The organism is Propionivibrio sp., assembly GCF_047602565.1.
Lineage (GTDB): Bacteria > Pseudomonadota > Gammaproteobacteria > Burkholderiales > Rhodocyclaceae > Propionivibrio.
In genome coordinates this window covers 2537719-2562063 of sequence record NZ_JASGGX010000001.1, presented here as the reverse complement: position 1 = coordinate 2562063, position 24345 = coordinate 2537719, and the positions used below count along the sequence as shown (strand labels likewise).

Below are 24345 nucleotides of genomic sequence, written 5' to 3'. Positions count from 1 at the left end.
CTTCGCCCGTTTTGCCATGAATCTGTTGACCCTTCCCTTCCTCGACGAACTCGTCGCCGTGCGGCGGGATTTCCATGCGCACCCGGAGCTGGCGTTCCAGGAAACGCGCACGGCGGACATCGTGGCGCGCGAGCTGTCCGGCTACGGCCTGGAGGTGCATCGCGGCCTGGCCGGCACGGGCGTCGTCGGCACCCTGCGCAAGGGCGGCGGCCGGCGGGCGATCGGGCTGCGCGCCGACATGGACGCCCTGCCGATGCCGGAGAAGAACACCTTCCCGCACGCCTCGCGGCATCCCGGCCGCATGCACGCCTGCGGCCACGACGGGCACACCGCCATGCTGCTCGGCGCGGCGCGCTATCTGGCCGAAAACGTCGACAGCGCGGCCTTCGACGGCACCGTCCACTTCATCTTCCAGCCAGCCGAGGAGTCCGAAGGCGGCGGCGAGGTCATGGTCCAGGACGGGCTGTTCCGGCAGTTCCCGATGGATGCCGTGTTCGGCCTGCACAACTGGCCGGGCATGCCGGTCGGCGAGATGGCGGCGATGCCCGGGCCGGTCATGGCCGGGACCTGCGTGTTCGAGATCCGCCTGCACGGACGGGGCTGCCATGCCGCGATGCCGCACCAGGGGATCGATACGCTGGTGGCGGCCAGCCATCTCGTGCTGGCCCTGCAGACCGTCGTCGCGCGCAACGTGCCGCCCTGCGAGGCGGCAGTGGTCAGCGTCACCCAGATCCACGGCGGCGACGCGCTGAACGTCATCCCCGACGACGCCGTCCTGCGCGGCACGGTCCGCAGCTTCAAGCCGGAGATTCAGGCGCTGGTCGAAGCGGCGATCCATCGCATCTGCGCTGGGATCGAGAGCACCTTCGGCGTGCAGCTGGAAATTTCCTTCGACCAGCGCTATCCGGCGACGGTGAACAGCGCGCCGGAGACCGAAATCTGCCGCGCGGCCGCGGCGCGCGTCCTCGGCGCCGACCAGGTGCGGAAGAACGAGGCGCCGTCGATGGCGGCCGAGGATTTCTCCTACATGCTGCTGGAAAAACCGGGCTGCTACGTCTGGCTCGGCAACGGTCCGGGGACGGGCGGCTGCACCCTGCACAACCCGCACTACGATTTCAACGACGGGATTCTGCCGATCGGCGTCAGCTACTGGGTGAGGCTGGTCGAGACGGCGCTGCCCGCGCCGTGAGCCGGCGCCGTCAAGTACGGTAAATCGTCGGGCCGTCCTGTTCACAACGCGCTGGTTTGGTATTACATTGTCTTGGTTTGAACATTCCGGGACGTGAGCGCGTGTCAGTGATGAGTAGGCAGGATTTTCTCGATTCGGCGGCGGGTCCGGCGGCGGGCAGGCGCCGGATTCTGGTGGTGGACGGCTCCAGGGTGGTGCGCGCGACGCTGGTCAAGCGCCTGCAGGACGACTTCGGCATCGTCGAGGAAAACAACGGCGAATCCGCTTGGCAGCGCCTGATGCTCGATGGCGACATCGTGGCGGTCATCTCGGGCGCGCACCCGCCGCGGCTGGAGGCGAGCGACCTGCTGGCTCGCATGCGGGGCAGCGCGCTGCGCCGGTTGCGCGAGACGCCGGTGGTGCTGCTGGTGTCCGATCTGGACAATCCCGACGTCGATACCGACGCCTGGCGGCGCCAGGGGATCGCCGGGTTCATGACCAAATCGATGAGCAAGGAGGCGATGGCGGAGTGCCTGGAGAGCATGCTGTCCGCGCCTCTCCAGGACACGCAGCCCGAGGCGCAGGACCCGGCCCGGGACGGCTCGCCCGCGACACCGGCCGGGGAGGCGCCGGCGGAACCGCACGAAAGCGGCGCGGCGGCGCCCGGCCCGCTGCTGGACGCGGCGGCTTTCGCCGCGGCGGTGTCCGCGCTCCCGCACGCGGTGAACTCGGACGAATCCCTGTGCGTGCTCGTCTTCGGGATCGACCGCCTGGACGAGTTGATCGCCCGTTTCGGCGCGGACGTCGCGGACCTGCTGACCGGCCGGATCGCCAAGCTGCTGGCCGCCAAGATCGACCCGCGCGACGTGCTCGGGCGGTGCGGGGACGACCGCGTGGCCATCGTCTCGCACGGCGTCGACCTGCGCTCGGGCGGGCATTTCGGCCGGCGCGTCTGCAAGAGCATGGCGCAGGGGCAGATCGCCATCCAGGGGCAGAAGGTCCGGCTGACCGCCAGCGTCGGCGTGGCCGCCACGCCCGACGATCGCGTGGCGTCGCCCGCGGAGCTGCTGGCCCTAGCGGACGCGCGCCTGCGGCAGGCGATGGCGTGCGGCGGCAACACCGTATGCACCGAAGTTCATCCCGACTGCCCGCTGCATGACCGGGACGAGAGCGTGCTGGCGCTGTTCCGCCTGCTCGGCGGCGAGGTCCTGGAGCCGGAGGAAAGGAATGCGCTGGGCCTCGCCGTCCTGCCGCTGCTGCGCAAGGTCGAACGCGGCGCTGGCGCTGGATCTGCCGCTGGCCGACGTCGAGCGGCGCCTGGCAAAGGCCCGCCGTCAGGCGGCAAAGGCGTCCTGACGTTTCACCCTGCCGCGCGCCGGCCGTTTCAGGAGATCATTCGGCCCATTCCGGCTTGCGCTTCTCGACGAGCGCCAGCATGCCCTGGCGGCCTTCCGTGCCCGACTGGGCGACCGTCGCGCTTTGCGCCGTTTCCTCCATCGCCGCCGCGTCGAGAGGGCGGCCGCCGAGGGCGCGCAGCAGGGACTTGCAGGCGCCCATGGCGTTGACGCCGTTCTTCAGCAGCGCTTCGACCGTTTCCCCGATCGCCTCGTCGAGCTGCTCCTCGTCGGGAACCATCTCATGCACGAGCCCGATGCGGTAGGCGTCGGTGCCGGAGAAGCGCTCCGCGGTCAGCATGTAGTAGCGGCAATGCCGTTCGCCCAGCGCGGCGGCCAGGTACGGGGCGGCGACGGCGGGCAGCAGGCCGTAGCGCACTTCGTTCAGCACGAAGGAGGCGTCGTAGGTGGTGAACGCGATGTCGCAGGCGGCGATCAGCCCGACGCCGATGCCCGAGGCGGAGCCCTGCACGCGGGCGATGGTCGGCTTGTTGGTGCCGGCCAGCGTGGCCAGCAGCCGGGCCAGGTCGCGGTTGTCCTGCAGATTGTCCTCGGGCGTGCCGTTGATCGTCTCGCGCACCCAGGCCGGATCGGTGCCCGCGCAGAAGCTTCTACCCGCCGAGGAAAGCACGATCACGCGCACCTCCGGCGCGCTGTCCAGGTCGAGCAGCCCGGCGGTCATTTCGGCGACCAGCGTCCGGTCCAGCACGTTGTGGCGGTCGGCGCGGTTGAGGGTCAGAATGCCGACGCCGTCGTCGACCTCGGTGATTATCGACTGGTACATGAATGCTCCGGATGCCGCAAAAGTCCCGAGTTTAATGCGTTCCGCGCGCGGCGTTCAATCAAGCGGCCGGTCGGCCCGCGCGGTGGGTGATGAGCACGCCGGCGAGCACCGCCGCGCCGCCGCCGAGCACGCCCGCGCCGAGCCGCTCGTCGAGCAGCAGCGCGCCCAGCAGCACGGCGAACACCGGCACCAGGTTGATGAAGGCGGCGGCGCGGGTGCTGCCGACGTGGCCGATCGCCTCGGAATACCAGGTGAAGGCGACGGCCGTGCCGAACACGCCGAGGAAGGCGATCCCCGTCGGCGCGCGCCAGGTGGCCGCCGAGAAGTCGAACAGCGAACGGTCGGCCAGGGCGCAGGCGGTGAGTAGCAGCCAGCCGACTAGGCAGCCGCCGAAGGTCATGGCCAGCGGCGAGAAGCGCGTGGTGATGCCGCGGTTGATCAGCGTATAGGCGGTCCAGGACAGGGCAGTGCCGAGCAGCAGCCACTCGCCGAAGCCGACTTCGCCGAGGAACAGGCGCGCCGGCTGCCCGCGGGTGACGACCAGCAGGCAGCCGGCCATCGCCAGCGCCACGCCGAACGCCTTCTTCGGCGGCATCGGCAGGCGGAACACCAGCCAGTCCGCCAGCGCGATGATTGCCGGAATGAAGGCCACGACCAGGGCGCCGCGGCCGGCCTCGACATGCTGCAGGCCGTAGAGGAAGAACACGTTGTAGAGGAACACGCCGGTCAGCCCGAGGCTGCCCAGGACCAGCCAGTCGCGCGGCGACCAGCGCGGCAGCCCCTCGCGCCGCCAGAGCAGCGCGCCGAGGGTCAGCGTCGCCAGCAGGAAGCGCCAGCTGGCGACGGCCAGCGGCGACATTTCCTGCACCGCGCTGCGCCCGGCGATCCAGGTGCCGCCCCAGAAGAAGGCGGTGAGGACCAGTTTGACGAACGTGAGCGTGCCGGGGCGGGAGTCGGTCTGCATGAGAGCGATTATCCGGGAAAAAACGGCCGGCCGCGGCGACTTCGTTTCGCCGCGATCGAACTACCGTACAATCGGCCGGAGTTGTCCGCCAGGAGAAGACGATGGCCACCGACGAGGCGAAGCGAGCGCATACCGACCGGATGATCGCCGAGACGATCCGCAATCGCCAGCAGCGCGAGCAGGGATACCGGGAACAGGCGCTGAAGATCTATCCGTGGATCTGCGGCCGCTGCGCCCGCGAATTCACGCGCGAGAACGTACACCAGCTGACCGTGCACCATCGCGACCACAACCACGACAACAACCCGAAGGACGGCAGCAACTGGGAATTGCTGTGCATCTACTGTCACGACAACGAGCACGCGCGCGAACTCGACGCCGAGGCGGCGCGCCGGGCCGGCGCGGCGGAGGGCGGGCCGGCGGGCGCGCGGGCGACGTCGCAGCCGTTCGCCGACCTCAAGGAACTGCTCGCCCGGCGCGGCCGCTGAACGCGGCCGGTCCGGCCGGGAGCGGCATCAGTCGAGCGTGGCGCCGGTTTCCTTGGCGACCCTGCCCCATTTGGCCGCTTCGGCCTTGACGAAGGCGGCGAAGTGCTCCGGCGTGTCGCCGACGTAGTCCGAGCCGGTGTCGGTCAGCACCTTCTGGAATTCCGGCGTCTTCATGAACTTCTGCGTCGCTTCGTTGATTTTGGCGATGATCTCCGGCGGCGTGCCGGCCGGTGCGAAGAAGCCGTACCAGCCGTAGGATTCGACGCCGGGCAGCCCGGCCTCGGCGAAGGTCGGCACGTCGGGCAGCTGCGCCGAGCGCTGCGCGCCGCTGACGGCGATGGCGCGGACCTTGCCGGCCTTGATCTGCGGCATGATGGCGATGGTGGTGTCGAACATCATCGGCACGTGGCCGCCGACGAGATCGGTGATCGCCGGCGCCGAGCCCTTGTAGGGGACGTGGATCATTTCCAGCTTGGCGGTGGTGCGGAACAGCTCGCCGGTCATGTGCTGCGGCGTGCCGTTGCCGGCCGAGGCCCATTGCGCGCCGCCCTTCTGCTCCTTGATGTAGGCGATCAGCTCCTGCAGGTTCCGGGCCGGCACGGCCGGATTGACGGCCAGCACCAGGGGCACGCGCAGCATGTTGGTGATCGGGATCAGGTCCTTCTGCGGATCGTAGGTCATCTTCTTGTAGAACGTGCGGATTGATGACGATCGGTCCGCCCGAGGTGATCAACAGCGTGTGGCCGTCCGCCGGCGACCTCGCCGCGTACTCGCTGCCGATGTTGCCGCCGGCGCCGCCGCGGTTGTCGATGAGGAAGGTCTTGCCGAACATCTCGCTCAGCCCCTTGGCCGTCGGCCGGGCCACGATGTCCGACGGGCCGCCCGGCGGCCAGGGCACGACGATCGTGACGTTCTTGCCCGGCCAGCTCTGCGCGGCCGCCAACGAACACGCCAACACTCCCAGCATTCCCGCGAAAAGTCTGACTCCGCGCAGCATCGTCATCGCATCGGTCTCCTCAAGTGACTGTGGTGGAATTTCGCCCGGGCCCCGCAAGGCGCGGCGATTGGACACGGCCAGACCCCGATCGTTCGCGCGGCGGCTATTCCGTCCGCAAGGCCGCCGGGCGGAGCGGCGGCGGGCGGGTCAGTGATGAAATGCCGTTTTCCAGGGCAGGCTCGGCCACTCCACCGCGTCGAGCATGTTCTTGACGATGAGGCCGAGCTCGGTGTCGCCTTCGATGGCCAGCGCGCGGTTGAAGAACAGCGTGTCCGGGTCCTCCTGGCGCGCGGCGAGCTGCAGGAAGGCGGAAAGATTGGCGCGGAAGGCCAGATCCGGCGTTTCGGGCACGGCGAACAGCGGGCGGAACCAGCCGCCGCGGAAGGTGAACGCGGCGCGGCCGCCGGTGTCGAGCACGTCGATCAGGAAGCTGCGGTTCTCCAGCAGCGCCAGATCGTCCTCGGGCAGCACTTTCATCCGGACCACGGCGTTGAGCGCGGCGGTCAGGGCCACGGCATGCGGCCATTGCGGCAGCCTCGCGCCGACGCGGGCGACCAGGGGCGGCAGCGCGAAGCTGGGGATGGTGAACGATTTGAAGAATCCGTCGGTCATGGTCGAGCTCCTTGCAGTTCCGCGAGCGCGGTCTGGTGGCGGGCGACGATGCCGGCCTCGCCGAACCAGTAGCCGTCAACGAAGCCTTCCGGCGCCCATTCCCGCGCCGCGGGCGGCGGCGCGTCGCCCCGGCGGGCGGCGTCGAAGGCGGCGACGATCGCGGCGGTGTGTTGCGGCTGCGGGCTGAGGCGCACGATGTCGATGCCCATCGCCCGCATGTCCGGGATTTCGGCGAGCAGGTTGTAGGTCTGCGCCGACATCGTCTGGATGCCGTTGATCGCCAGGAAGGGCTGCCCCTCGCGCGTCTTCAGCGTGATCGCCTCGGGGTGCTCCATGCACTTGAACTGGCAGTCGTCCTTGTTCAGCCCGTAATGGCGGGCGGTGAAGCAGCGCGCCGAGAACGCCAGCGGCAGCTTGCCGAAGGCGAAGACCTCCGTCTCCACGCCCTCGGGGCGCGTCCGGTGCAGCGTTTCGACCAGTTCGCGCGTGCCTTCCAGCGGCGGCACCCAGCGGCGCATGCCGTAGCGGTGGAAGGTGGCCAGCGTGGCGGCGTTGTAGATATTGAGGTGCGGCCCGGCGACGAAGGGCCGGCCGGCGGCGACGTTGACCGCGCCGAGGTCGTTGGCTTCGAGCGCGCAGCCGCGCATCTCGGTCAGCTCGCCGGTCAGCCGGCGCAGCGCCTTCAGGTCGCTCTCCGATTCGAGCAGGGCCTGCGCCGAGATCACCACTTCCTTGCCGGCGTCGGTCAGCTGCCGCGCCAGCGCGATCCAGTCGGCGGTGCGCAGCTGCTGCCGGCGCGAGCAGACCACCTCGCCGACGTAGATGATGTCGAGCGCCGGAATCCGCGCCATCTCGGCGTAGAACTCCAACACCCTTTCCTTGGGCCAGAAGAAGAGCAGCGGGCCGAGCGAGAGTTTCATCGCCTCATCTCCACGGACGGTTGTAGGCGCCGAGCGTCACCTGCGTGCCTTCGGCGACCTTGCCCAGTTCGGCCTGCCAGGCCGGCTTGACCGCGAAGCGTTCGGCGCCCTTGCCGAGCTCGTCGAGCGCGGCGCGCAGCGTGCGCGTGACCTGCGCCACGTAGGCCGGGCTGCGCTGGCGGCCCTCGACCTTGATCGCCGAGACGCCGATGCGGGCGATCTCCGGCAGCAGTTCCAGCACGTTCAGGCTGGTCGGCTCCTCCAGCGCGTAGTAGGTCGAGCCGTTCACCTCGAAGCGGCCCTTGCACAGCGTCGGGTAGCCGGCCGGCTCATTGTCGCCGTAGCGGTCGATCAGGATGCCGTTGAGGCGGGTGTTCATCTGGCCGGGCTTCTTCTCCCACTTGACGAACTTGGCCGGCGAGCAGGCGCCGACGGTGTTCGGCGATTCGCCGGTGGCGTAGGAGGACAGCCAGCAGCGGCCCTCGTTCATCACGCACAGGCTGCCGAAGCCGAAAACCTCGATCTCGATCGGCGTGTTTTTGATGACCAGTTCGACCTGCGCCAGCGTCAGCACGCGCGGCAGCACGACGCGCCGGATGCCGAACTCGCGGTGCGCGAAGTTGACCGCCTCGTAGCTCGTCGCCGAGCCCTGCACCGAGAGGTGCAGGCGCAGCTGCGGGTGGCGCCGGCTGGCGTAGTCGAGCAGGCCGACGTCGGCCAGGATGACGGCATCGACGCCGAGGTCGGCGGCGCCGTCAACGGCGCGCCGCCAGTCGGCTTCGCGTCCCGGCTGCGGGAAGGTGTTGATCGCCATCAGCACGTGCCGGCCGCGCGCGTGGGCGTACTGGATGCCCTCGACCATCGCCTTCTGGTCGAAGTTGAGTCCGGCGAAGTTGCGCGCGTTGGTGTCGTTCTTGTAGCCGAAATACACGGTGTCGGCGCCGTTGTCGACGGCCGCCTTCAGCGCCGGCAGGCCGCCGGCCGGGCAGACGAGTTCGGGGAGTTTCGGTTGCGGCATGAAGATTCTCGAAGGACGAAGGCGCCAAGTATACCGGCCGGTCGTGCAAGGTGCATGATTCCCATCAATAAATGGCGGGATCGGCCGCCGGCGGGCTCTGCGATAATCGGCGCATCTTGATGACCCGACCCCTGGTCTTGACGGTGGCCTTCGGTTCGCTGGAGCTGGGGGGCGGCGTGGCCTGGGCCGCCGTCACCCTGCGCGCGGGACGGCGCTAGCCGGCCGCCGCATCACAGCACCTTGGGCTTGCGCGGCGCGTTGGCGAACAGCCGGTCGTAGAGCCAGTTCGGCAGCAGGCGCAGGCCCTTGGCGACGATGCCCATCTGCCAGGGGATGACCGTGTAGCTCGTGCCTTTGGCGATGGCGCGGGCGAAGCGGCGCGCGGCCTCGTCGGCGGGCAGCATGAAGGGCATCGGGTAGGGATTGTGCGCGGTCATCGGCGTGGCGATGTAGCCGGGCGCGATGGTCACCACCCTGACGCCGCTGCCGCGCAGTTCGACGCGCAGGCTTTCGAGGTAGGCGATCGCCGCCGCCTTGGAGGCGCTGTAGGCCTCGGCGCCGGGCAGCCCGCGGATGCCGGCGACCGAGGCGATGCCGGCCAGCCGGCCCTGCCCGCGCTCGCGCATCGCCGGGATGAACGGGGAAAAGGTGGCGGCCAGGCCGTAAACGTTGATCTCCAGGATGCGCCGGATCGCCGCCAGGTCCTCCCGGCATTCGGTCAGCGTGCCGGACGACACGCCGGCGTTGGCCACCACGATGTCCGGCGCGCCGCCGGTCAGGAAATCGGCGGCGGCATCGCGCAACGCGTCGGCGTCGGTGACGTCCAGCGGGTATTCGGAGACGCCGGCCGCGCCGGCGGCGGCGAGTTCGGCGGCGAGCGTCCGGAGCAGGTCGCCGCGCCGCGCGGCGAGGCCCAGCGTGGCGCCCTGCCGGGCGTAGTGATGGGCGAGCGCGCCGCCGATGCCGGACGACGCGCCGGTGATGAAGACGCGCGGGCCGGTCAAGGGCCGCTTACTTCGACGCGGCGGGCTTGGCCGTTGCGCTGGCCTTGCCGCTGCGTTCGCCGCGCCGCATCTCGATGACCTGATCGGTCAGCGTCAGCAGCTCCTGCAGGCTCTTGCCGCCGACCAGGTAGCGGCCGTCAACGGCGACGGCGGGCACGCCCTGGATGCGGTGGTTGCGCGCCGCCTGATCGGCGCGCTTGACCTTGCTGTTCACGGTGAAGGAGTTCCACGCCTCGGAGAAGCGGCGGGCGTCAACGCCCTGCGACACGGCCCAGTCGGTGATGTTCTTCTCGCTGACCAGCTTCAGCCCCTTTTCGTGGATGGCGCTGAACACCGCGGCGTCGAGGCGGGCCAGGTCGCCGGTCGTGTCGAGCGTGTAGAAGAGCCGGGCCATCAGTTCATAGAACGGATTGAAGCTGACCGGGACGCGCTTGAAGACCACGTCGCGCGGCAGCTTCTCGGCCCATTTGTGGATCAGCGGGTTGAGATCGTTGCAGTGCGGACAGGCGTAGGAGAAGAACTCGACCACCTCGATCCGGCCCGGATCGTCGGTGGGCTGCGTCGGTTCGATCACGCTGTAGTCGCGGCCGGCGACCGGCTGCGCGTGCGTCGGCAGCGACAGCAGGCAGAGCGCGGCGATCAGCGCCGACAGCCAGGTACCCAGATGTTTCCTCATTTCTTCTCCTCGATCTCAATCCTTCTTGACGACGTTGGCGTCGATGCCCTGGCGCGCGAGTTCGGCGCGCACGGCATTGACCTCTTCGAGCTTGCGGAACGGGCCGAGCCGCACGCGATACCACACCTTGTCCTGCAGCATGACCTGCTGGATGGCGGCCTCGACGCCCAGCATGGCCAGCCGGGCCTTCTGGTTGTCGGCGTCGCCGGCGTTCTGGAACGAGCCCGTCTGCAGGAAGACCGGCTCCTTGAGCGCGGTCTCCTTCGTCTCCTTGTCTTTGTTCGCCTCGGCCTGTTTTGGTTCGCCCGGCTTGGCGGCGGGTTTCGGGTCGGGGATCGCCTCGCTGTTGCCCGGCAGGATCTTGTAGAAGTCGAAGCGCGGCTTGTCGCTCGGCTGGGGGATCGGGTCGCCGGGCTTGCCGGGCAGCGCCAGCGGCGCCTGCTGGGAGGCCTGCGGCGCCGGAGCCGGCTGCGCGGGCGCCGCCTGCTGTTGCTGCGCCGCCGGCGGGGCGGGCGGCTGCGTCCTGGCCGAGAAGGGCGGCGGCGTGCGGTGGATGTACCAGACGACGGCGGCGGCGGCGAGCACGCCGATGACCAGTCCCACGAACAGGCCGAGCAGCGTACCGCCGCCCGACTTCCTGCGGGTTCCGTTGGCGCGCTTGCGCGGTTTCATGTCGCGACTCATGGTGGCGTTCCTTCAGTTTCCCGGATTACATCGATTGCGGACAGCCGACGCCGATGATCGCCATGCCGTTGCGGATGACCTGCCGCACGGCGGCGGCCAGCGCGACCCGCGCGTCCCGCAGCGCGGCGTCGTCAACCAGCATGCGCTCGGCATTGTAGTAGCTGTGGAACTCGGCGGCCAGGTCCTTGAGGTAGAAGGCGATCATGTGCGGGGCGAGATCCTTCGCCGCCGTCTCGACGATTTCCGGGAATTCGCCGAGCTTGGCGGCCACCGCCAGTTCGTGCGCGCCGTCGAGCCGGCCGAGATCGGCCTTGGCCAGCGCCTCGGCGTCGCCGTCCCACTGCGCCAGCACCGAGCAGACGCGGGCGTGCGCGTACTGGATGTAGTAGACCGGGTTTTCGTTGGTCTGGCTCTTGGCCAGGTCGAGGTCGAAATCGAGGTGCTGGTCCGACTTGCGCAGGATGTAGAAGAAGCGGCAGGCGTCGTTGCCGACCTCGTCGCGCAGCGTGCGCAGCGTGACGTATTCGCCCGAGCGCGTGGACATCGAGGCCTTCTGCCCGTTGCGGTAGAGCACGGCGAACTGGACCAGGGCGATGTCCAGCCGGTCCGGGTCGAGCCCGAGCGCCTGCATGGCGCCCTTGACGCGCGGGATGTAGCCGTGGTGGTCAGCGCCCCAGATGTTGATGATCCGGTCGAAGCCGCGCTCGTACTTGTTCAGGTGGTAGGCGATGTCCGAGGCGAAGTAGGTGTACAGCCCGTTCTCGCGCTGCACCACGCGGTCCTTCTCGTCGCCGAAATCGGTCAACTTGAACCACAGCGCGCCGTTCTGCTCGTAGACGTGGCCGGCCTCCCGCAGGCGTCCGACGCAGCGGTCGACGAGCTCGGTGTCGAACAGCGAGTTTTCCGAGAACCACACGTCGAAATGCACGCCGAACGCTTCGAGGTCGCTGCGGCAGTCCTCCAGCTGTTCGCTGAGCACGTGGTCGTGCACGTAGTTCCAGTCGTCGCCGAGCAGGCGCTTGGCGTTGGCGATCAGCGTGTCGAGGTGGGTTTCGCGCTGCGCCTTGGCGGCGTCGTCGGCGCGGTCGGCCGCCGGCAGTCCGGGCGTTCCTGCGAGCACTTCCGCGGCGGCGCGCACGTACTTGCCGCCGTGGGCGATCTTCATCTCCATCGCCATGTTGCGCACGTAGTCGCCCTGGTAGCCATTGGGCGGGAAGGGCATGCGCGTGCCGTGCAGCTCCAGGTAGCGCAGCCACGCGGAGACCGCCAGGATGTCCATCTGGCGCCCGGCGTCGTTGACGTAGTACTCGCGCGTCACGTCCCAGCCGGCGTAGTCGAGCAGGTTGGACAGGCTGGCGCCGTAGGCCGCGCCGCGGCCGTGCCCGACGTGCAGCGGGCCGGTCGGATTGGCCGAGACGAACTCGACCTGCACCTTCCGGCGGCCGCCCTGCGTCGAACGACCATAGGCCGCGCCCTGTTCCAGCACGCCGCGCACCACCTCCAGCTTCGCCGAGCGGTGCAGGTGGAAGTTGATGAAGCCGGCGCCGGCGATGTCGACCTTGGCGACGAACGGCGACGGCGGAATCTCCGGCAGCAGCAGCTGCGCCAGTTCGCGCGGATTGCGCTTCATCGCGCGCGCCAGCTGCATGGCCAGGTTGCAGGCGAAATCGCCGTGCGAGGCCTGCTTGGGCCGCTCCAGGACGATGGCCGTGTCCGCCTGCTGCGGGGCGAGGCTGGTCAGCGCGGCGCGCATCAGGTCGGCGAGATGGGTCTTGATGTCGACGGTCATTGCATGGCTTTTCAGGATGACGAGGCAAGGGGGCGATTATACGATGCCATGCCCGTTTGCTGGACCGCCGCCCGGCGTCAGGCGAACAGGCGGGCCCACGCGGCGGAGACGGGCATCACCAGCGCCAGCGCCGGCAGCATGTTGACGATGGGGAAGATCTTGATGCCGCAGATGCGCAGGCCGGTGGCCAGCATGATGATGCCGCCGCAGGCCGAAAAGTCGGCGAGCATGGCCGGGGTGGTCAGCGGCATCAGCGAGGTGGCCCCGAGATAGAGCGCGCCCTGGATGGCGAACTGGGGCAGGGCGATCAGGGCGACCGCGTAGCCGAGTTCGGTGGCGAAGATCATGGCGGTGAACAGGTCGAGCACCGCTTTGGCCAGCAGGATGTTCGGATCGCCGGTCATGCCCTCGTGGGTGGCTCCGAAAATGCCCATGCCGCTGGCGCAGAAGAGCACCGTGATGGTCACGAACTTGACGACGAAGCCGTCGGCGCGCGGATCGGCCTGATGCCGCGGGCGGAACCGTTCGAGGCGCCTGCGCGCCCAGCCGAGGATGAATTCGAGGCCGCGCTCCAGGCACAGCAGTTCCCCGATCAGCGCGCCGCCGAGCAGGGCCAGCGACACGGCCGGCAGCGCATTGACCTTGTTGACCAGCACGGCGCCGATGCCGAGCGAGAGGGTGCCGCAGGTCAGCGGCAGGGCCTCCTTGACGCGGCGCGGGACGAGGCGCCCGAGCATGGCGCCGGCGACGCCGCCGACGACCAGCGCCGCGCTGTTGAACAACGGACCCTGCATGTGAGCTCCCACGGAGGTAAACAAAACGCGCAAGCCTAAGCTGCCGCGGCCGTTCCTGTCCATCCCCGCGGCCGGCGCGGCGGGTCGCCGGGGAGCCCGTATTCACCGGACATTCGACACTGAAAACAAACGGGTTTTTCCTTGACCGGCCGGGGGTTTTGAACTAATCTCAGCCGGTTTTTCACCGTCAACCACTTACCGAACTGAAGGAGATCGCTCTGATGTCAAAATCGATCCTGGGGCAGCTCGTCGCCGCCGCGCTTGCCGCGGCGTTCGTCTCCGCACCGTCGCTCGCCGCCGATACGATCAAGATCGGCCTGGCCGGGCCGCACACCGGCGATCTCGCGCCGTACGGCCTGCCGACCAGGGACGCCGCCGAGATGATCGTCGCCGAGGTCAACGCCAAGGGCGGGATCAACGGCAAGAAGGTCGAACTGATGATCGCGGACGACCAGTGCAAGCCGGAAGTCGCCACCAACGTGGCGACCAAGCTGGTCTCCGAAGGCGTCAACATCGTCATCGGGCACGTCTGTTCGGGCGCCACCAAGGCGGCGCTGGGCATCTACAAGGGCGCGAAGATCATCGCCATCAGCCCGTCTGCGACCAATCCGCCGCTGACCAAGAGCGGCGACTATCCGAACTTCTACCGCACCATCGCGCCGGACGACGATCAGGCCACGCTGGCGGCGCAATTCGCCACCGACACGCTCAAGGCCAAGAACGTCGCCGTGGTGCATGACAAGGGCGACTACGGCAAGGGCTTCGCCGATTTCGCCAAGGAGGCGATCGAGAAGGGCGGCAAGGCCAAGGTGGTGATGTACGAGGGCATCCAGCCCGGCGCCATGGATTACTCGGCGGTGATCCAGAAGCTGAACAAGGAAAAGGCCGACGTGCTGATCTTCGGCGGCTACCATCCGGAAGCGTCGAAGCTGCTGTCGCAGATGAACAAGAAGAAGATCAAGGTGGCCTTCATCGGCCCGGATGGCATCAAGGGCGACGGCTTCCTGAAGATCGCCGGCAAGGACGCCGAGGGCGTCTACGCCACCGGCCCGATGGACGTCACCAAGTATCCGCTGAACGCCAAGGCCCGCGAGGCGTACAAGGCCAAGTACGGCAAGGAGCCCGGCACCTTCTTCGACCAGGCCTACGCCGCCACGCTGGCCGCGCTGAACGCCGTCAAGGTGTCCGGCGGCACCGACTACGAGGCGCTGGGCAAGGCCCTGAAGAGCAGCGAGGTCGAGACCACCGTCGGCAAGATCAAGTTCAACGCCAAGGGCGATGCCGAAGGCGTGGGCTTCTCGGTCTACCAGGTCAAGAACGGCGTGTTCGGCGAGGTCAAGTAGGCGCGGCGCGCATCGGTAACCCGACCGGGAGGGGGTCGTCGCAGACCCCCTCCCGTTTTTTGAATCTGCGCATCGATTCCCAAAGGACCGGCGGACACCCCTCCCCACGCAAGGCCGCAGGCGAACCCTCCGAGGCAGACGCGCCGGCCGCCCTTTCGTCCCTTCAACCTTTCCATCAATCAGTCACGGTTTCCCCATGGATTTCGACTATCTGTTCGAGCTGCTGTGCGGCGGGTTGGTCAAGGGCAGCATCTACGCCCTGATCGCCCTCGGCTACACCATGGTTTACGGCATCATCCAGCTGATCAACTTCGCCCACGGCGAGGTGTACATGACCGGCGCCTTCGTCGCGCTGATCGTCTCCGGCGTCCTCACGCTGAGCGGCTACAGCGGCCTGTCGGTGCTGGTGCTGGCCGCGGTGGTGGCGGTGGTGTACGCGGCGGCCTACGGGTTCACCCTGGAAAAGATCGCCTACCGCCCGCTGCGCGGCGCGCCCCGGCTCTCGCCCCTGATCAGCGCCATCGGCGCCTCGATCTTCCTGATGAACTACGTGCAGCTGGCGCAGACGCCGGACTTCCTGCCCTTTCCGGAACTGATCCCCGAATTCGAATTCATGGAGGCGGCGTCGCGCTTCATCAGCTCGGTCGACCTGGTGATCCTGGTGGTCACCACGCTGACCATGGTGGCGCTCACCGTGCTGATCAAGTACACGCGCATCGGCAAGGCCATGCGCGCCACGCAGCAGGATATGGTCATGGCGCGGCTGGTCGGGGTGAACGTTGACCGGGTGATCTCGGCGACCTTCATCATCGGCTCGGTGCTGGCCGCCATCGCCGGCGTGCTGATCGCCTCGCGCTCCGGCCAGATCAACGCGGCGATCGGCTTCATGGCCGGCATCAAGGCCTTCACCGCGGCCGTACTCGGCGGCATCGGCAACATTCCCGGCGCGGTGCTCGGCGGGCTGGTCCTCGGCGTCGCGGAAACCCTGGGCGCCGGCTACATCTCCAGCGCCTACGAGGATGTGTTCGCCTTCGGCCTGCTGGTCCTGATCCTCGTCCTGCGTCCCGCCGGCCTGCTCGGCAAGGCCGTCAAGCAGAAGGTGTAACGCCATGACGCACTTGAAACGTTCCCTCGGCATCAGCCTGTGGTTCATGTTCCTCACCCTGCCGCTGATGGTGGTGCGGGTGAATACCGTCAGCCGCGAAGTGGAGTGGCGCTGGGCGAACCTGATCTGGGTCGGCGTCTGCGCCTTCGCCATCGCCTGGTTCTGGCAGTTCTCGATCCGGCGCCGGGAGCTCAAGCGCGCGCGCGCCTCGGCCGAGGCGCACCCGCAGCTGGAGCGGCACACCCTGGCGCAGCGCCTGGCCGACGATCCCGTGCTCAGCCGCCGCGTGCTGATCGGCGTCGGCGTGCTGGCGCTGGTTTTTCCGTGGGTGGTGTCCACCGGGCAGAACTTCTACCACGTCAACGTCATGGTCAGCGCCCTGATCTTCGTGGTGCTCGGCCTGGGCCTGAACATCACCGTCGGCCTCGCCGGCCTGCTCGACCTGGGCTACGTCGCCTTCTTCGCCGTCGGCGCCTACACCTACGCGCTGCTCAGCAAGAATTTCGATCTCGGCTTCTGGACCTGCCTGCCGCTCGGCGGGGTGATGGGCATGCTCTTCGGCGTCGTGCTCGGTTTCCCGATCCTGCGCCTGCGCGGCGACTACCTGGCGATCGTCACCCTCGGCTTCGCCTCGATCACCAAGATCGTGCTGGAGAACTGGGACACGGTCTTCGGCGGCGCCGCAGGCATCGCCGGCATCCCGCGGCCGGACCTCTTCGGCATCGAGCTGGACGGGCGGGGCAAGGCGGTTCTACAGCTATTACATCGTGCTGGCGCTGGTGGCGCTGACCATCGTGGTCACCACGCGCCTGAAGAACTCGCGCATCGGGCGCGCCTGGATGGCGCTGCGCGAGGACGAGATCGCCAGCGTGGCGATGGGCGTGGACATGGCGCGCACCAAGCTCTCGGCCTACGCGCTCGGCGCCTTCTGGGCGGGGCTGGTCGGCGTGGTCTTCGCCGCGCACAACAACTTCATCAACCCCGACAGCTTCACCTTCATGGACTCGGCGATGATCCTGGCGATGGTGGTGCTCGGCGGCATGGGCTCGATCCTCGGCGTGATCATCGCCTCGCTGGCCTTGAAGCTGCTGCCGGAATACCTGCGCGCCTTCGCCGAATACCGCATGCTGGTGTTCGGCGCGGTGATGGTGCTGATGATGATCTTCCGGCCGCAGGGGCTGATCAACGACATGCGGCGCAAGTACGAATACGACACCGCCGGGCGGGAGGACGACGATGGCGGCAAATGAACACGGCGGCAAGCTGCTCGAGGTGAGCGGCCTGACCATGGATTTCGGCGGCCTGCGCGCCATCGACGACGTCGGGCTGGACATCTTCGCGGGCGAGATCGTCGCGCTGATCGGGCCGAACGGCGCGGGCAAGACGACTTTCTTCAACTGCGTCACCGGCATCTACGAGCCGACCCTCGGCGAGGTGCGCATCCACCCGCCCGGCGGCGCCAGCCGGCGCATCAACGGCATGAAGCCGAACCGCATCACCGCGCTGGGCATGGCGCGCACCTTCCAGAACATCCGCCTGTTCCCGGCCATGACGGTGCTGGAGAACGTGATGATCGGCCGCCACTGCCGCACCAGCACCAGCATCGTCGACGCCATCCTCGGCAGCCGCAAGGCCGCGCGCGAGGAGCAGGAATGCGTGGAGAAGAGCTACCAGCTCTTGAAGAAGGTGGGCCTCGCCGAGGTGGCCGGGGAATTCTCGCGCAACCTCGCCTACGGCGCGCAGCGGCGCCTGGAGATCGCCCGTGCGCTGGCCACCGATCCGTTCCTGCTGCTGCTCGACGAGCCGGCGGCCGGGATGAACCCGCAGGAGACGCACGAACTCGACGCGCTGATCACGCGCATCCGCGACGAGGAGAAGGTGGCGATCCTGCTCATCGAGCACGACATGAAACTGGTGATGAACATTTCCGACCGCATCTACGTGATGGAGTACGGCAAGAAGATCGCACAGGGCACGCCGCAGGAAATCAAGGAGAATCCGAAGGTGATCGAAGCCTACCTCGGCGAGGAAGCCCATGCTTGAAGTGCGCGGCATCCAGACCTACTACGGCAACATCCAGGCGCTCAAGAACGTCTCGCTGAACATCGGCGAAGGCGAGATCGTCACGCTGATCGGCGCCAACGGCGCGGGCAAGAGCACCACGCTGATGTCGATCTGCGGCGTGACGCCGCCGCGCCACGGTGAAATCCTCTTCCGCGGCCGCCCGATCCAGCAGCTTTCGGCCGAACAGATCGTCAAGCTGGGCATCTGCCAGGTGCCGGAAGGCCGCCACATCTTTCCGCAGATGAGCGTGCTGGAAAACCTGGAAATGGGCGCCTACCTGCGCGCCGACAAGTCCGGCATCAAGGCCGACATCGAACAGGTGTTCGGGCGTTTCCCGATCCTCGGCAAGCGCCGCCACCAGGCCGGCGGCACGCTCTCCGGCGGCGAGCAGCAGATGCTGGCGATCTCGCGCGCGCTGCTGGCGCGCCCGGCGCTGCTGCTGCTCGACGAGCCCTCGCTGGGCCTGGCGCCGCTGATCATCAAGCAGATCTTCGAGATCATCAGGCAGATCAACGCCGAGAACAACACCACGGTGTTCCTGGTCGAGCAGAACGCCAACCAGGCGCTGAAGATCGCGCATCGCGGCTACGTCATGGAGAACGGCGTGATCACCCTGGAAGACCGCGCCGAAAACCTGCTCAGCAACGAGGACGTGAAGCGCGCCTACCTCGGGATGTGAGCGGTACCGGGGAAGTCTTCCGGTTGAAAGCCTGCGGCGCGTTCGGCCGGGGGTGAATTCCCGCCACCCGGACACGCCCGGATGGCAGGCGGGCGGTGCCCTATCCGATCATTGCCCGTATTCGCCGGTGTCCTGGAGAATTTCATTCACTTGCCTGGCTTTTTCCTTGGCCAGACTGTCCAGCCTGGTTGAGGCTCCCTTGGTATTGATCGATTCGATCACCAATTCGCCGATCAGGTCGCGCGCCTCGCCGACCGCGCTCATGTAGGGACGATCCAGCGGGGTGCCGTGCTTGGCGGCATAAGCGCGTGTTTCGACGAGCTCCGGATTGATCCTGGCAAGAATTTCCTTGTCTTCCCAGACCGAGGAGCGGGCCATGGTGATGTTCGCCAGCATGCCGCGAGAGGCGAGGTCCTTGCTGGTGGCCCAGTCGAGGAACCTGGCCGCGAGATCCTTGTTCTTGGATTGCTTGGCGATGGACAGGCCCCATGACGGCACGATGCTGGGGGCGTCCATCTTCGGGCCGGCCGGGAATTTGGCGATACCGACGTTTTCAGCGGCTACCTGCGTCTTGGCCGGATCGACGATCGAGCCGTAAAACACCGATCCGTCGGTCCACATGGCAAGCTTGCCGGCCTGGAACAACGGCATGATGTTTTCCCAGGACATCGAGACCACGCCCTTCGGCCCATAATTGCCGAGCAGCTTGCCGTAATAACGGATGGCCTCGACGGCGGGCTTGGCGTCGAAAACGGCAACGCCCTTATCCAGGTATTGCCCGCCATAGTTGAAGACGTAGCTGGCCAGCTGGGTGACGGCGGCGGCTCCTTTGCCGCGTGCCGCGAATCCGGCCACGCCGTCCGAATTGAGTTTCCCGGCGGCCGCCTCGAGTTCGGTGAAGTTGGTCGGCACCTTGATGCCGGCTTCCTTGAACAGGTCCTTGCGATAGTAAAGAACGGCCCATTCGGTCACCAGCGGAACGATATACGGCTTGGCGCCGAAAGTCGCGATGCGCATGATGTTCTTCGGATAATCCGAGAAATCGTAGTCGGCGATTGGCTCAAGCCAGCCGTTTTTGTAGAACAGCTTCCCGTCTTGCAGCGGGCGCGTCATGAACACGTCAACGGACGAGGACCTGGTGGCGAATTCAGTCGTCAGCTTCGTGGCGAGTTGGCCTTCCTGCAGGCTTTCCACGTTGACCTTGATGCCCGTGGCGTTCTCGAATTCGGGGATGGCCGACTTCAGCAGGTCACCGTACGGGTGGTTGGCGACCAGGACGCGGATTTCCTTGGTCTGAGCCACGCCGCTCAGAGGAAGGCAAAGCGAGGAGAGCGCCAACAGAGATGCCACGACCAGTGTCTTTCTCATAGAACCTCCACAAAAGATGCCGCCTGTTCGGTTGAGCTACCTGTAAAACACGTCTTATTTCATGGGCTTCCGCTCGTGAATCTCGATCGGAGAGGTGCCGGCCGCCTTGGCCGGAGCGTACTGCCCGACAACGTTTTTCCGCATCGCTTTGGCCATGGAACTTGCCTTAAAATCATATATAAAATATATTTGCACGTATGAAATAAGTCAACGATACTTTTCCCGTGGAGCGCTGCATTTATTGGCACGAATAAATTTTTCATTGAGCCCACGGGCAAAGCGGATTGAGTGGCCGGGCATTGGCGCTAATCTTCAGGGCCTGATCAACTCAATCTTGACGAGAGACGAATAATGGCAACGGGTGAAAAAGCGACGAACTATCGCGCTCCTGCTCTGGAAAAAGGACTGGATATCCTTGAGTTGCTCGCCAAGTCGGCCGCCAGCCTTTCGGCGACGCAGATCGCGCAAACTCTGGACCGCTCTCTGGGCGAGATCTACCGGATCACCTTGGCGCTGGAGAGCCGGGGGTACATTCGAAAGAACCCCGCCACCGAAGGCTATACCCTGACATTGCGGCTGTTCGAGCTCGCGCACGAATTTCCACCGATCAACCGGCTGGTCGCCGTCGCCCTGCCCGAGATGGAAAAACTGGTGGCAAGCACGGAACAGTCATGCCATCTGGTCATATTGAACGGACAGAATGTGCTGGTGGTCGCCCAGGTCGATGCGCCTACGCCGATGCGCTACTCCGTCCGCCTGGGCGCCCAGTTTCCGATCGCCGAGACGAGCTCGGGAGCCGTGCTGCTGGCCTATGCCCAGGACAACGAAAAAAAATCGATCCTGGCGGATATCCAGGCCAACACCCCGGAATTCGTGGCGGGCCTGAAGCCGCGCATCGCGGAGATTCTGGCAAGAGGGGGCGAGGTCAAGGAAAGCCTGGTCGTGGCGGGGGTGTTGAACATCGCTTTTCCCGTCTTCGATTTCCGTGGTGTCGTCGCGGCGCTGACGATTCCTTATCTCCGGCAAACCAGTTCCGTGGTCGGCGTCGATACGGCCGAGCAGCTGCTGCGCAAGCGCAGCCTGGAGATTTCTCGTCTGTTGGGATACCGCCCGCCAAACGAGACCGGTCAGGAAGTACAACGTGGAACAGAGGAGCAATGACATGAGCGGTGCGCTTTCCGGCTTGAAAATACTGGATTTCAGCCATCTTCTCTTTGGCCCGTTCGCGACGCAGATGCTCGGCGACCTGGGGGCGGACGTCATCAAGATCGAACGTCCCGGCAGCGGGGACCTGTACCGCGATCTGCCGCCATTCTTCAACCAGAAAATCGGCGGCGTCGAAAACCCCAGCTTCCTGGCCTGGAACCGCAACAAGCGATCCCTGGCCGTTGATCTGAAGCACCCGGCAGGCAAGCGGCTCGTGCTGGAACTGGCCAGGCAGGCGGACGTGGTGGTCCAGAATTTTCGTCCCGGCGTGCTGGACAAGCTGGGCTTCGGCTATGAGGATCTGTCGGCGATCAACCCTCGCCTGATCTACTGCTCGGGTTCGGGCTACGGAGAGAGCGGACCGTATCTCGACCGCCCCGGCCAGGACCTGCTGGTGCAGGGCCTATCGGGGCTGATGTCGGTCACGGGCCGGGCCAGCCAGTCGCCGACGCCGCTGGGCGTTTCCATCGCGGATCAACTGGGCTCGTATCACATGGTCTATGGCATTCTCGCCGCGCTCTATCATCGCGAGAAAACCGGGTGCGGACAGAAGGTTGAAGTCGATCTGCTGAGAGTCATGCTGGCGCATCAGTCGCAGGAATTCATGGCCACGCTGAATACCGGGCGCTCCTTCGAACGCCCGGATTCCGGCATCGCCCATCCGGGGATGCCGGCGCCGTTCGGTGTCTACAAGACGGCGGACGGGTTCATGAATATCGCGATGAACCCGTTCGAAAAGCTGGTCGAGGTTCTCGGCGAACCCGCGTTGATGCGGTTCAACGACGCCAAGACGCTGTATGACCAGCGTGACGAGGTGCATCGGGCGATCGAAGCCGTCACCGCCCGCAAACCGACCAAATACTGGGTCGAGACGATGCTCGAAGCGGGCCTCTGGTGCGGAGAGGTGGTCGATCAAAGCGATGTCCCCCAGGACCCTCAGGTCCGGCACATGCAGGCCTTCACGGCTTATCAGCATGCCGTCATCGGTGAGATCAAGGCGGTCAACGTACCGATCACGCTGTCGCAAACGCCCGGAGAGATCACGCGCTCCGCGCCCATGGTCGGAGAGCACACGCAGGAGGTCCTGCGTGAAATCGGCATGGACGATGAAGCCATCGGAAAACTGGAGACCGCCGGAGTCATCGGCATCTGGCGGCCGGAAGCAAGGAAAGCTTGAGGAGCAGGCCATGGAGGCAACCGTCCCAGTCCTGCTGGAATGGCGAGAAGCCATCGCCGTATTGCGCTTCAACCGGCCGGACCAGATGAACGCGCTGACCGGCGGCATGGTCGAGCAGATCATCGACGCGCTGGATGCCATCGAAAAAAATGCCGATTGCCGCGCGCTCATACTCTGCGGTAGCGGCGGCAATTTCATGGCCGGAGCGGACATCAAGGATTATGCGCAGCAATCGGGCCAGGCGTTCCAGGGTTTTCAGGACAGCGCGGCGCGCATCTACCCCAGACTGGAAGCCATGGCGATCCCGGTCATCGCCGCCGTCGAAGGGTATGCGCTGGGCGGCGGATTCGAGATCGCGCTGGCATGCGACCTGATCGTGGCGCATCCCGCGGCCAGCCTGGGCCTGCCGGAAGTCAAGCTGGGCCTGGTTCCGGGAGGTGGCGGAACCCAGCGCTTGGCCCGCAAGATCGGCCCCAATCGGGCCGCCGATCTCCTGATGACCGGCCGCTTTGTGGCGGCGCCGGAGCTCCTGCAATGGGGCGTGGTGAATCGCGTTTCCGAGAACGTGCTTGAGGAAGCCCTGGCGCTGGCGGGACAGATTGCCAAACATCCCGCCGGCGCCGTTGCCAGCATCAAGAGGCTCAACCAGAGCGCCTGGACGGAAGGTGGAAGCCTGGAGGCAGGATTGGCCGCCGAACGTGACGCGGTGTGCGCGCTGTTCCTGACCGGAGACGGCATGGAAAGAATCCGCGCCTTCGTCGAGCGTTCCGAGCGCCGCAAGGCCAGGCAGCCGAAATAGGGATACGGCGGAGGCGCAGCCATGGCGTATCCCCGGCCCAACCAAAGAAACCTGAGCTTTTTACGGCCTTAATATGCCTATACGCTTGTCGGGAATTACCTGGGACCACCCGCGTGGACTGGCTCCTCTCAAAGCGAGCATCGCCCGCTATCGTGAATTCCATCCCGATCTCGAAATCGAGTGGACGGCGCGTAGCCTGAAGGAGTTTGGCAAAGCCTCGCTGGAGGTCCTTGCCGAAAAATTCGACCTGATCATTTTCGATCACCCTTTCATCGGACAAGCCGCCAAAAAAGAACTGCTGGTCGATCTGCGGCCGCATATCGATGCGGCAGCGCTGACGGCGTTGACGGAAGGCGCCGTGGGCGCCTCCTGGATGGCATATCACTGGCAGGATGCGATCTTTGGGCTGCCCATCGACGTGGCCGCCCAGGTTGCCGCTGTTCGGCCCGATTTGCTGGAACGCATCGGCTATTACCCACCCGCCACCTTTGCACAAATCTTCCCTCTCGCGCGGGCGCTACGGGAACGGCAGATGTGGCTGGGAGCGACCGCCTGCCCGACGGACGCCATGTGCACGTTCGTGACGCTTGCCTCCAACCAGGGATTCCCCATCCCGGACAGCGGCGGCGGCTTCATCGCTCCGGAGCCGGGACTGAAAACACTTGCGCAGCTCAAGCGCCTGGTCGATGTATGCCACCCTGATTCGGTCGGCTTGAATCCGATCAGGCTGCTCGACCTGATGAGCCAGACTGACGAAATCGCCTACGCCCCCTATACGTTCGGCTACTCGAACTACTCGCGCGACGATGCGGACAGACGTATCCAATTCACCGACATCGTTGCCGCCGGGAATCGCGCCTGTTCGGGAGCGATCCTTGGCGGGGCCGGTTTCGGCGTGACCGCGCGATGCCGCCATGTCGCACAGGCGGTCGCGTACGGTCTCTGGCTATGCGGCCCGGATTACCAGCGGCGCCACTATTTTGCCGATGGCGGTCAGCCCGGCATGATGCAGGCGTGGGCGGATGCCGATTGCGACAAGGCAACCCGGGGGTTTTTTTCCGGAACCCTGCGCAGCGTCACATCCGCTTACATGCGGCCGCGCATTCCTGGCTTCGTCCCTTTTTTCGAGGAGGCCGGGGGGCGTATGAATGCATTCCTCAGAAACCAACTGGGTGCCGACGAATTGATCGCCTGGTTGAACGCGGAATTCTCCGAACTCGTGGCCGATCAATAGCACATCCGAGATGGCCGAGCCGGAAGCCGCGGCGGGTCAACCGGAGACGTCACGACTTCCCCAAGGTAATCAAGCACC

The 24345-nt window shown here is 66.5% G+C and carries 22 protein-coding genes and 3 pseudogenes; 12 read left to right on the top strand and 13 right to left on the bottom strand.

Features of this window, described 5'->3' with window-relative positions; translation table 11 throughout:
* The first annotated feature begins 16 nt into the window (after window positions 1–16).
* Together QM701_RS11960 and QM701_RS11955 are read left to right on the top strand one after the other, a co-directional pair.
* Window positions 17–1189, top strand: coding sequence for a M20 aminoacylase family protein (locus tag QM701_RS11960; protein WP_415167280.1), 1173 nt, complete (start codon window positions 17–19; stop codon window positions 1187–1189).
* Between the two features lie 110 nt (window positions 1190–1299).
* Window positions 1300–2283, top strand: a pseudogene (locus QM701_RS11955) (diguanylate cyclase domain-containing protein); the annotation flags it as partial.
* A gap of 277 nt (window positions 2284–2560) precedes the next feature.
* On the opposite strand, the gene QM701_RS11950 reads toward QM701_RS11955, so the two are convergent.
* Complete coding sequence (locus QM701_RS11950) at window positions 2561–3346, bottom strand: enoyl-CoA hydratase-related protein (protein ID WP_415167279.1); 786 nt, start codon at window positions 3344–3346, stop codon at window positions 2561–2563.
* Window positions 3347–3404: 58 nt separating this feature from the next.
* Window positions 3405–4310 (bottom strand): DMT family transporter, encoded by a 906-nt coding sequence (locus QM701_RS11945; RefSeq protein ID WP_415167278.1) that lies wholly within the window; start codon window positions 4308–4310, stop codon window positions 3405–3407.
* A gap of 101 nt (window positions 4311–4411) precedes the next feature.
* On the opposite strand from QM701_RS11945, the gene QM701_RS11940 reads away from it, so the two are divergent.
* Window positions 4412–4798 (top strand): YajD family HNH nuclease, encoded by a 387-nt coding sequence (locus QM701_RS11940; protein WP_415167277.1) that lies wholly within the window; start codon window positions 4412–4414, stop codon window positions 4796–4798.
* 27 nt (window positions 4799–4825) lie between these two features.
* On the opposite strand, the gene QM701_RS11935 is transcribed toward QM701_RS11940, so the two are convergent.
* The 10 genes and pseudogenes from QM701_RS11935 to QM701_RS11890 form a co-directional block, all read right to left on the bottom strand.
* Window positions 4826–5500, bottom strand: coding sequence for a tripartite tricarboxylate transporter substrate-binding protein (locus QM701_RS11935; protein WP_415169389.1), 675 nt, complete (start codon window positions 5498–5500; stop codon window positions 4826–4828).
* A 55-nt stretch (window positions 5501–5555) separates the two neighbouring features.
* Window positions 5556–5630 (bottom strand): annotated as a pseudogene (locus QM701_RS11930) (hypothetical protein); the annotation flags it as partial.
* 312 nt (window positions 5631–5942) lie between these two features.
* On the bottom strand, window positions 5943–6407 hold the full coding sequence (gene ubiT, locus QM701_RS11925; protein WP_415167276.1) for a ubiquinone anaerobic biosynthesis accessory factor UbiT: 465 nt from the start codon (window positions 6405–6407) through the stop codon (window positions 5943–5945).
* Window positions 6404–7327 (bottom strand): U32 family peptidase, encoded by a 924-nt coding sequence (locus tag QM701_RS11920; protein ID WP_415167275.1) that lies wholly within the window; start codon window positions 7325–7327, stop codon window positions 6404–6406. Before QM701_RS11920 ends, ubiT begins: the two co-directional genes overlap by 4 nt.
* A 4-nt stretch (window positions 7328–7331) precedes the next feature.
* The gene (gene ubiU, locus QM701_RS11915) at window positions 7332–8345 is read right to left on the bottom strand and encodes a ubiquinone anaerobic biosynthesis protein UbiU (protein ID WP_415167274.1); all 1014 of its coding nucleotides are present in this window, start codon (window positions 8343–8345) and stop codon (window positions 7332–7334) included.
* Window positions 8346–8575: 230 nt separating this feature from the next.
* Window positions 8576–9349 carry an SDR family oxidoreductase gene (locus QM701_RS11910; RefSeq protein ID WP_415167273.1) on the bottom strand — a complete coding sequence of 258 codons (774 nt, stop codon included), beginning with the start codon at window positions 9347–9349 and terminating at the stop codon, window positions 8576–8578.
* Between the two features lie 7 nt (window positions 9350–9356).
* Window positions 9357–10025, bottom strand: a complete 669-nt coding sequence (locus QM701_RS11905) for a thiol:disulfide interchange protein DsbA/DsbL (RefSeq protein ID WP_415167272.1) — start codon at window positions 10023–10025, stop codon at window positions 9357–9359.
* A gap of 15 nt (window positions 10026–10040) precedes the next feature.
* Window positions 10041–10709: an SPOR domain-containing protein gene (locus tag QM701_RS11900; protein ID WP_415167271.1), complete on the bottom strand. Its 669-nt coding sequence runs from the start codon at window positions 10707–10709 to the stop codon at window positions 10041–10043.
* 25 nt (window positions 10710–10734) lie between these two features.
* Window positions 10735–12498 carry an arginine--tRNA ligase gene (gene argS / locus QM701_RS11895; protein WP_415167270.1) on the bottom strand — a complete coding sequence of 588 codons (1764 nt, stop codon included), beginning with the start codon at window positions 12496–12498 and terminating at the stop codon, window positions 10735–10737.
* A gap of 77 nt (window positions 12499–12575) precedes the next feature.
* Window positions 12576–13292 (bottom strand): DUF554 domain-containing protein, encoded by a 717-nt coding sequence (locus tag QM701_RS11890; RefSeq protein WP_415167269.1) that lies wholly within the window; start codon window positions 13290–13292, stop codon window positions 12576–12578.
* A gap of 221 nt (window positions 13293–13513) precedes the next feature.
* Here QM701_RS11890 and QM701_RS11885 point away from each other — a divergent pair, with 221 nt between their 5' ends.
* From QM701_RS11885 to QM701_RS11865, 5 genes and pseudogenes are all read left to right on the top strand, one after another.
* The gene (locus QM701_RS11885) at window positions 13514–14635 is read left to right on the top strand and encodes a branched-chain amino acid ABC transporter substrate-binding protein (protein ID WP_415167268.1); all 1122 of its coding nucleotides are present in this window, start codon (window positions 13514–13516) and stop codon (window positions 14633–14635) included.
* 196 nt (window positions 14636–14831) lie between these two features.
* Window positions 14832–15740 carry a branched-chain amino acid ABC transporter permease gene (locus QM701_RS11880; RefSeq protein ID WP_415167267.1) on the top strand — a complete coding sequence of 303 codons (909 nt, stop codon included), beginning with the start codon at window positions 14832–14834 and terminating at the stop codon, window positions 15738–15740.
* 4 nt (window positions 15741–15744) lie between these two features.
* A pseudogene (locus QM701_RS11875) lies at window positions 15745–16990 on the top strand (ABC transporter permease subunit).
* On the top strand, window positions 16977–17783 hold the full coding sequence (locus QM701_RS11870) for an ABC transporter ATP-binding protein (protein ID WP_415167266.1): 807 nt from the start codon (window positions 16977–16979) through the stop codon (window positions 17781–17783). Before QM701_RS11875 ends, QM701_RS11870 begins: the two are co-directional and overlap by 14 nt.
* Window positions 17776–18483: an ABC transporter ATP-binding protein gene (locus QM701_RS11865; RefSeq protein WP_415167265.1), complete on the top strand. Its 708-nt coding sequence runs from the start codon at window positions 17776–17778 to the stop codon at window positions 18481–18483. The genes QM701_RS11870 and QM701_RS11865 overlap by 8 nt, the downstream gene beginning before the upstream one ends.
* 108 nt (window positions 18484–18591) lie before the next feature.
* Here QM701_RS11865 and QM701_RS11860 read toward each other — a convergent pair whose 3' ends face one another.
* A complete protein-coding gene (locus tag QM701_RS11860; protein ID WP_415167264.1) occupies window positions 18592–19821 on the bottom strand; it encodes an ABC transporter substrate-binding protein in 1230 nt (409 codons plus the stop codon).
* A 381-nt stretch (window positions 19822–20202) separates the two neighbouring features.
* Here QM701_RS11860 and QM701_RS11855 point away from each other — a divergent pair, with 381 nt between their 5' ends.
* The 4 genes from QM701_RS11855 to QM701_RS11840 all read left to right on the top strand — a co-directional run bounded on the left by QM701_RS11855 (window position 20203) and on the right by QM701_RS11840 (window position 24267).
* Window positions 20203–21012: an IclR family transcriptional regulator gene (locus QM701_RS11855; RefSeq protein ID WP_415167263.1), complete on the top strand. Its 810-nt coding sequence runs from the start codon at window positions 20203–20205 to the stop codon at window positions 21010–21012.
* A 1-nt stretch (window position 21013) separates the two neighbouring features.
* Entirely contained in the window at window positions 21014–22234 is a 1221-nt protein-coding gene (locus QM701_RS11850; RefSeq protein ID WP_415167262.1) for a CaiB/BaiF CoA transferase family protein, read from the top strand.
* A gap of 10 nt (window positions 22235–22244) precedes the next feature.
* Entirely contained in the window at window positions 22245–23033 is a 789-nt protein-coding gene (locus QM701_RS11845) for an enoyl-CoA hydratase/isomerase family protein (RefSeq protein WP_415167261.1), read from the top strand.
* An 85-nt stretch (window positions 23034–23118) separates the two neighbouring features.
* The gene (locus tag QM701_RS11840; RefSeq protein WP_415167260.1) at window positions 23119–24267 is read left to right on the top strand and encodes an ABC transporter substrate-binding protein; all 1149 of its coding nucleotides are present in this window, start codon (window positions 23119–23121) and stop codon (window positions 24265–24267) included.
* Window positions 24268–24345 lie beyond the last annotated feature (78 nt).

Excerpts from the sequence above, each read along its gene's own strand:
- QM701_RS11920 (WP_415167275.1), bottom strand. The coding sequence starts at position 7,327 with ATGAAACTCTCGCTCGGCCCGCTGCTCTTCTTCTGGCCCAAGGAAAGG.
- QM701_RS11855 (WP_415167263.1), top strand. The coding sequence starts at position 20,203 with ATGGCAACGGGTGAAAAAGCGACGAACTATCGCGCTCCTGCTCTGGAA.
- QM701_RS11890 (WP_415167269.1), bottom strand. The coding sequence starts at position 13,292 with ATGCAGGGTCCGTTGTTCAACAGCGCGGCGCTGGTCGTCGGCGGCGTC.
- QM701_RS11900 (WP_415167271.1), bottom strand. The coding sequence starts at position 10,709 with ATGAGTCGCGACATGAAACCGCGCAAGCGCGCCAACGGAACCCGCAGG.
- QM701_RS11940 (WP_415167277.1), top strand. The coding sequence starts at position 4,412 with ATGGCCACCGACGAGGCGAAGCGAGCGCATACCGACCGGATGATCGCC.
- QM701_RS11950 (WP_415167279.1), bottom strand. The coding sequence starts at position 3,346 with ATGTACCAGTCGATAATCACCGAGGTCGACGACGGCGTCGGCATTCTG.
- QM701_RS11850 (WP_415167262.1), top strand. The coding sequence starts at position 21,014 with ATGAGCGGTGCGCTTTCCGGCTTGAAAATACTGGATTTCAGCCATCTT.
- QM701_RS11960 (WP_415167280.1), top strand. The coding sequence starts at position 17 with ATGAATCTGTTGACCCTTCCCTTCCTCGACGAACTCGTCGCCGTGCGG.
- QM701_RS11880 (WP_415167267.1), top strand. The coding sequence starts at position 14,832 with ATGGATTTCGACTATCTGTTCGAGCTGCTGTGCGGCGGGTTGGTCAAG.
- ubiT (WP_415167276.1), bottom strand. The coding sequence starts at position 6,407 with ATGACCGACGGATTCTTCAAATCGTTCACCATCCCCAGCTTCGCGCTG.
- QM701_RS11865 (WP_415167265.1), top strand. The coding sequence starts at position 17,776 with ATGCTTGAAGTGCGCGGCATCCAGACCTACTACGGCAACATCCAGGCG.
- ubiU (WP_415167274.1), bottom strand. The coding sequence starts at position 8,345 with ATGCCGCAACCGAAACTCCCCGAACTCGTCTGCCCGGCCGGCGGCCTG.
- QM701_RS11885 (WP_415167268.1), top strand. The coding sequence starts at position 13,514 with ATGTCAAAATCGATCCTGGGGCAGCTCGTCGCCGCCGCGCTTGCCGCG.
- QM701_RS11845 (WP_415167261.1), top strand. The coding sequence starts at position 22,245 with ATGGAGGCAACCGTCCCAGTCCTGCTGGAATGGCGAGAAGCCATCGCC.
- argS (WP_415167270.1), bottom strand. The coding sequence starts at position 12,498 with ATGACCGTCGACATCAAGACCCATCTCGCCGACCTGATGCGCGCCGCG.
- QM701_RS11945 (WP_415167278.1), bottom strand. The coding sequence starts at position 4,310 with ATGCAGACCGACTCCCGCCCCGGCACGCTCACGTTCGTCAAACTGGTC.
- QM701_RS11905 (WP_415167272.1), bottom strand. The coding sequence starts at position 10,025 with ATGAGGAAACATCTGGGTACCTGGCTGTCGGCGCTGATCGCCGCGCTC.
- QM701_RS11870 (WP_415167266.1), top strand. The coding sequence starts at position 16,977 with ATGGCGGCAAATGAACACGGCGGCAAGCTGCTCGAGGTGAGCGGCCTG.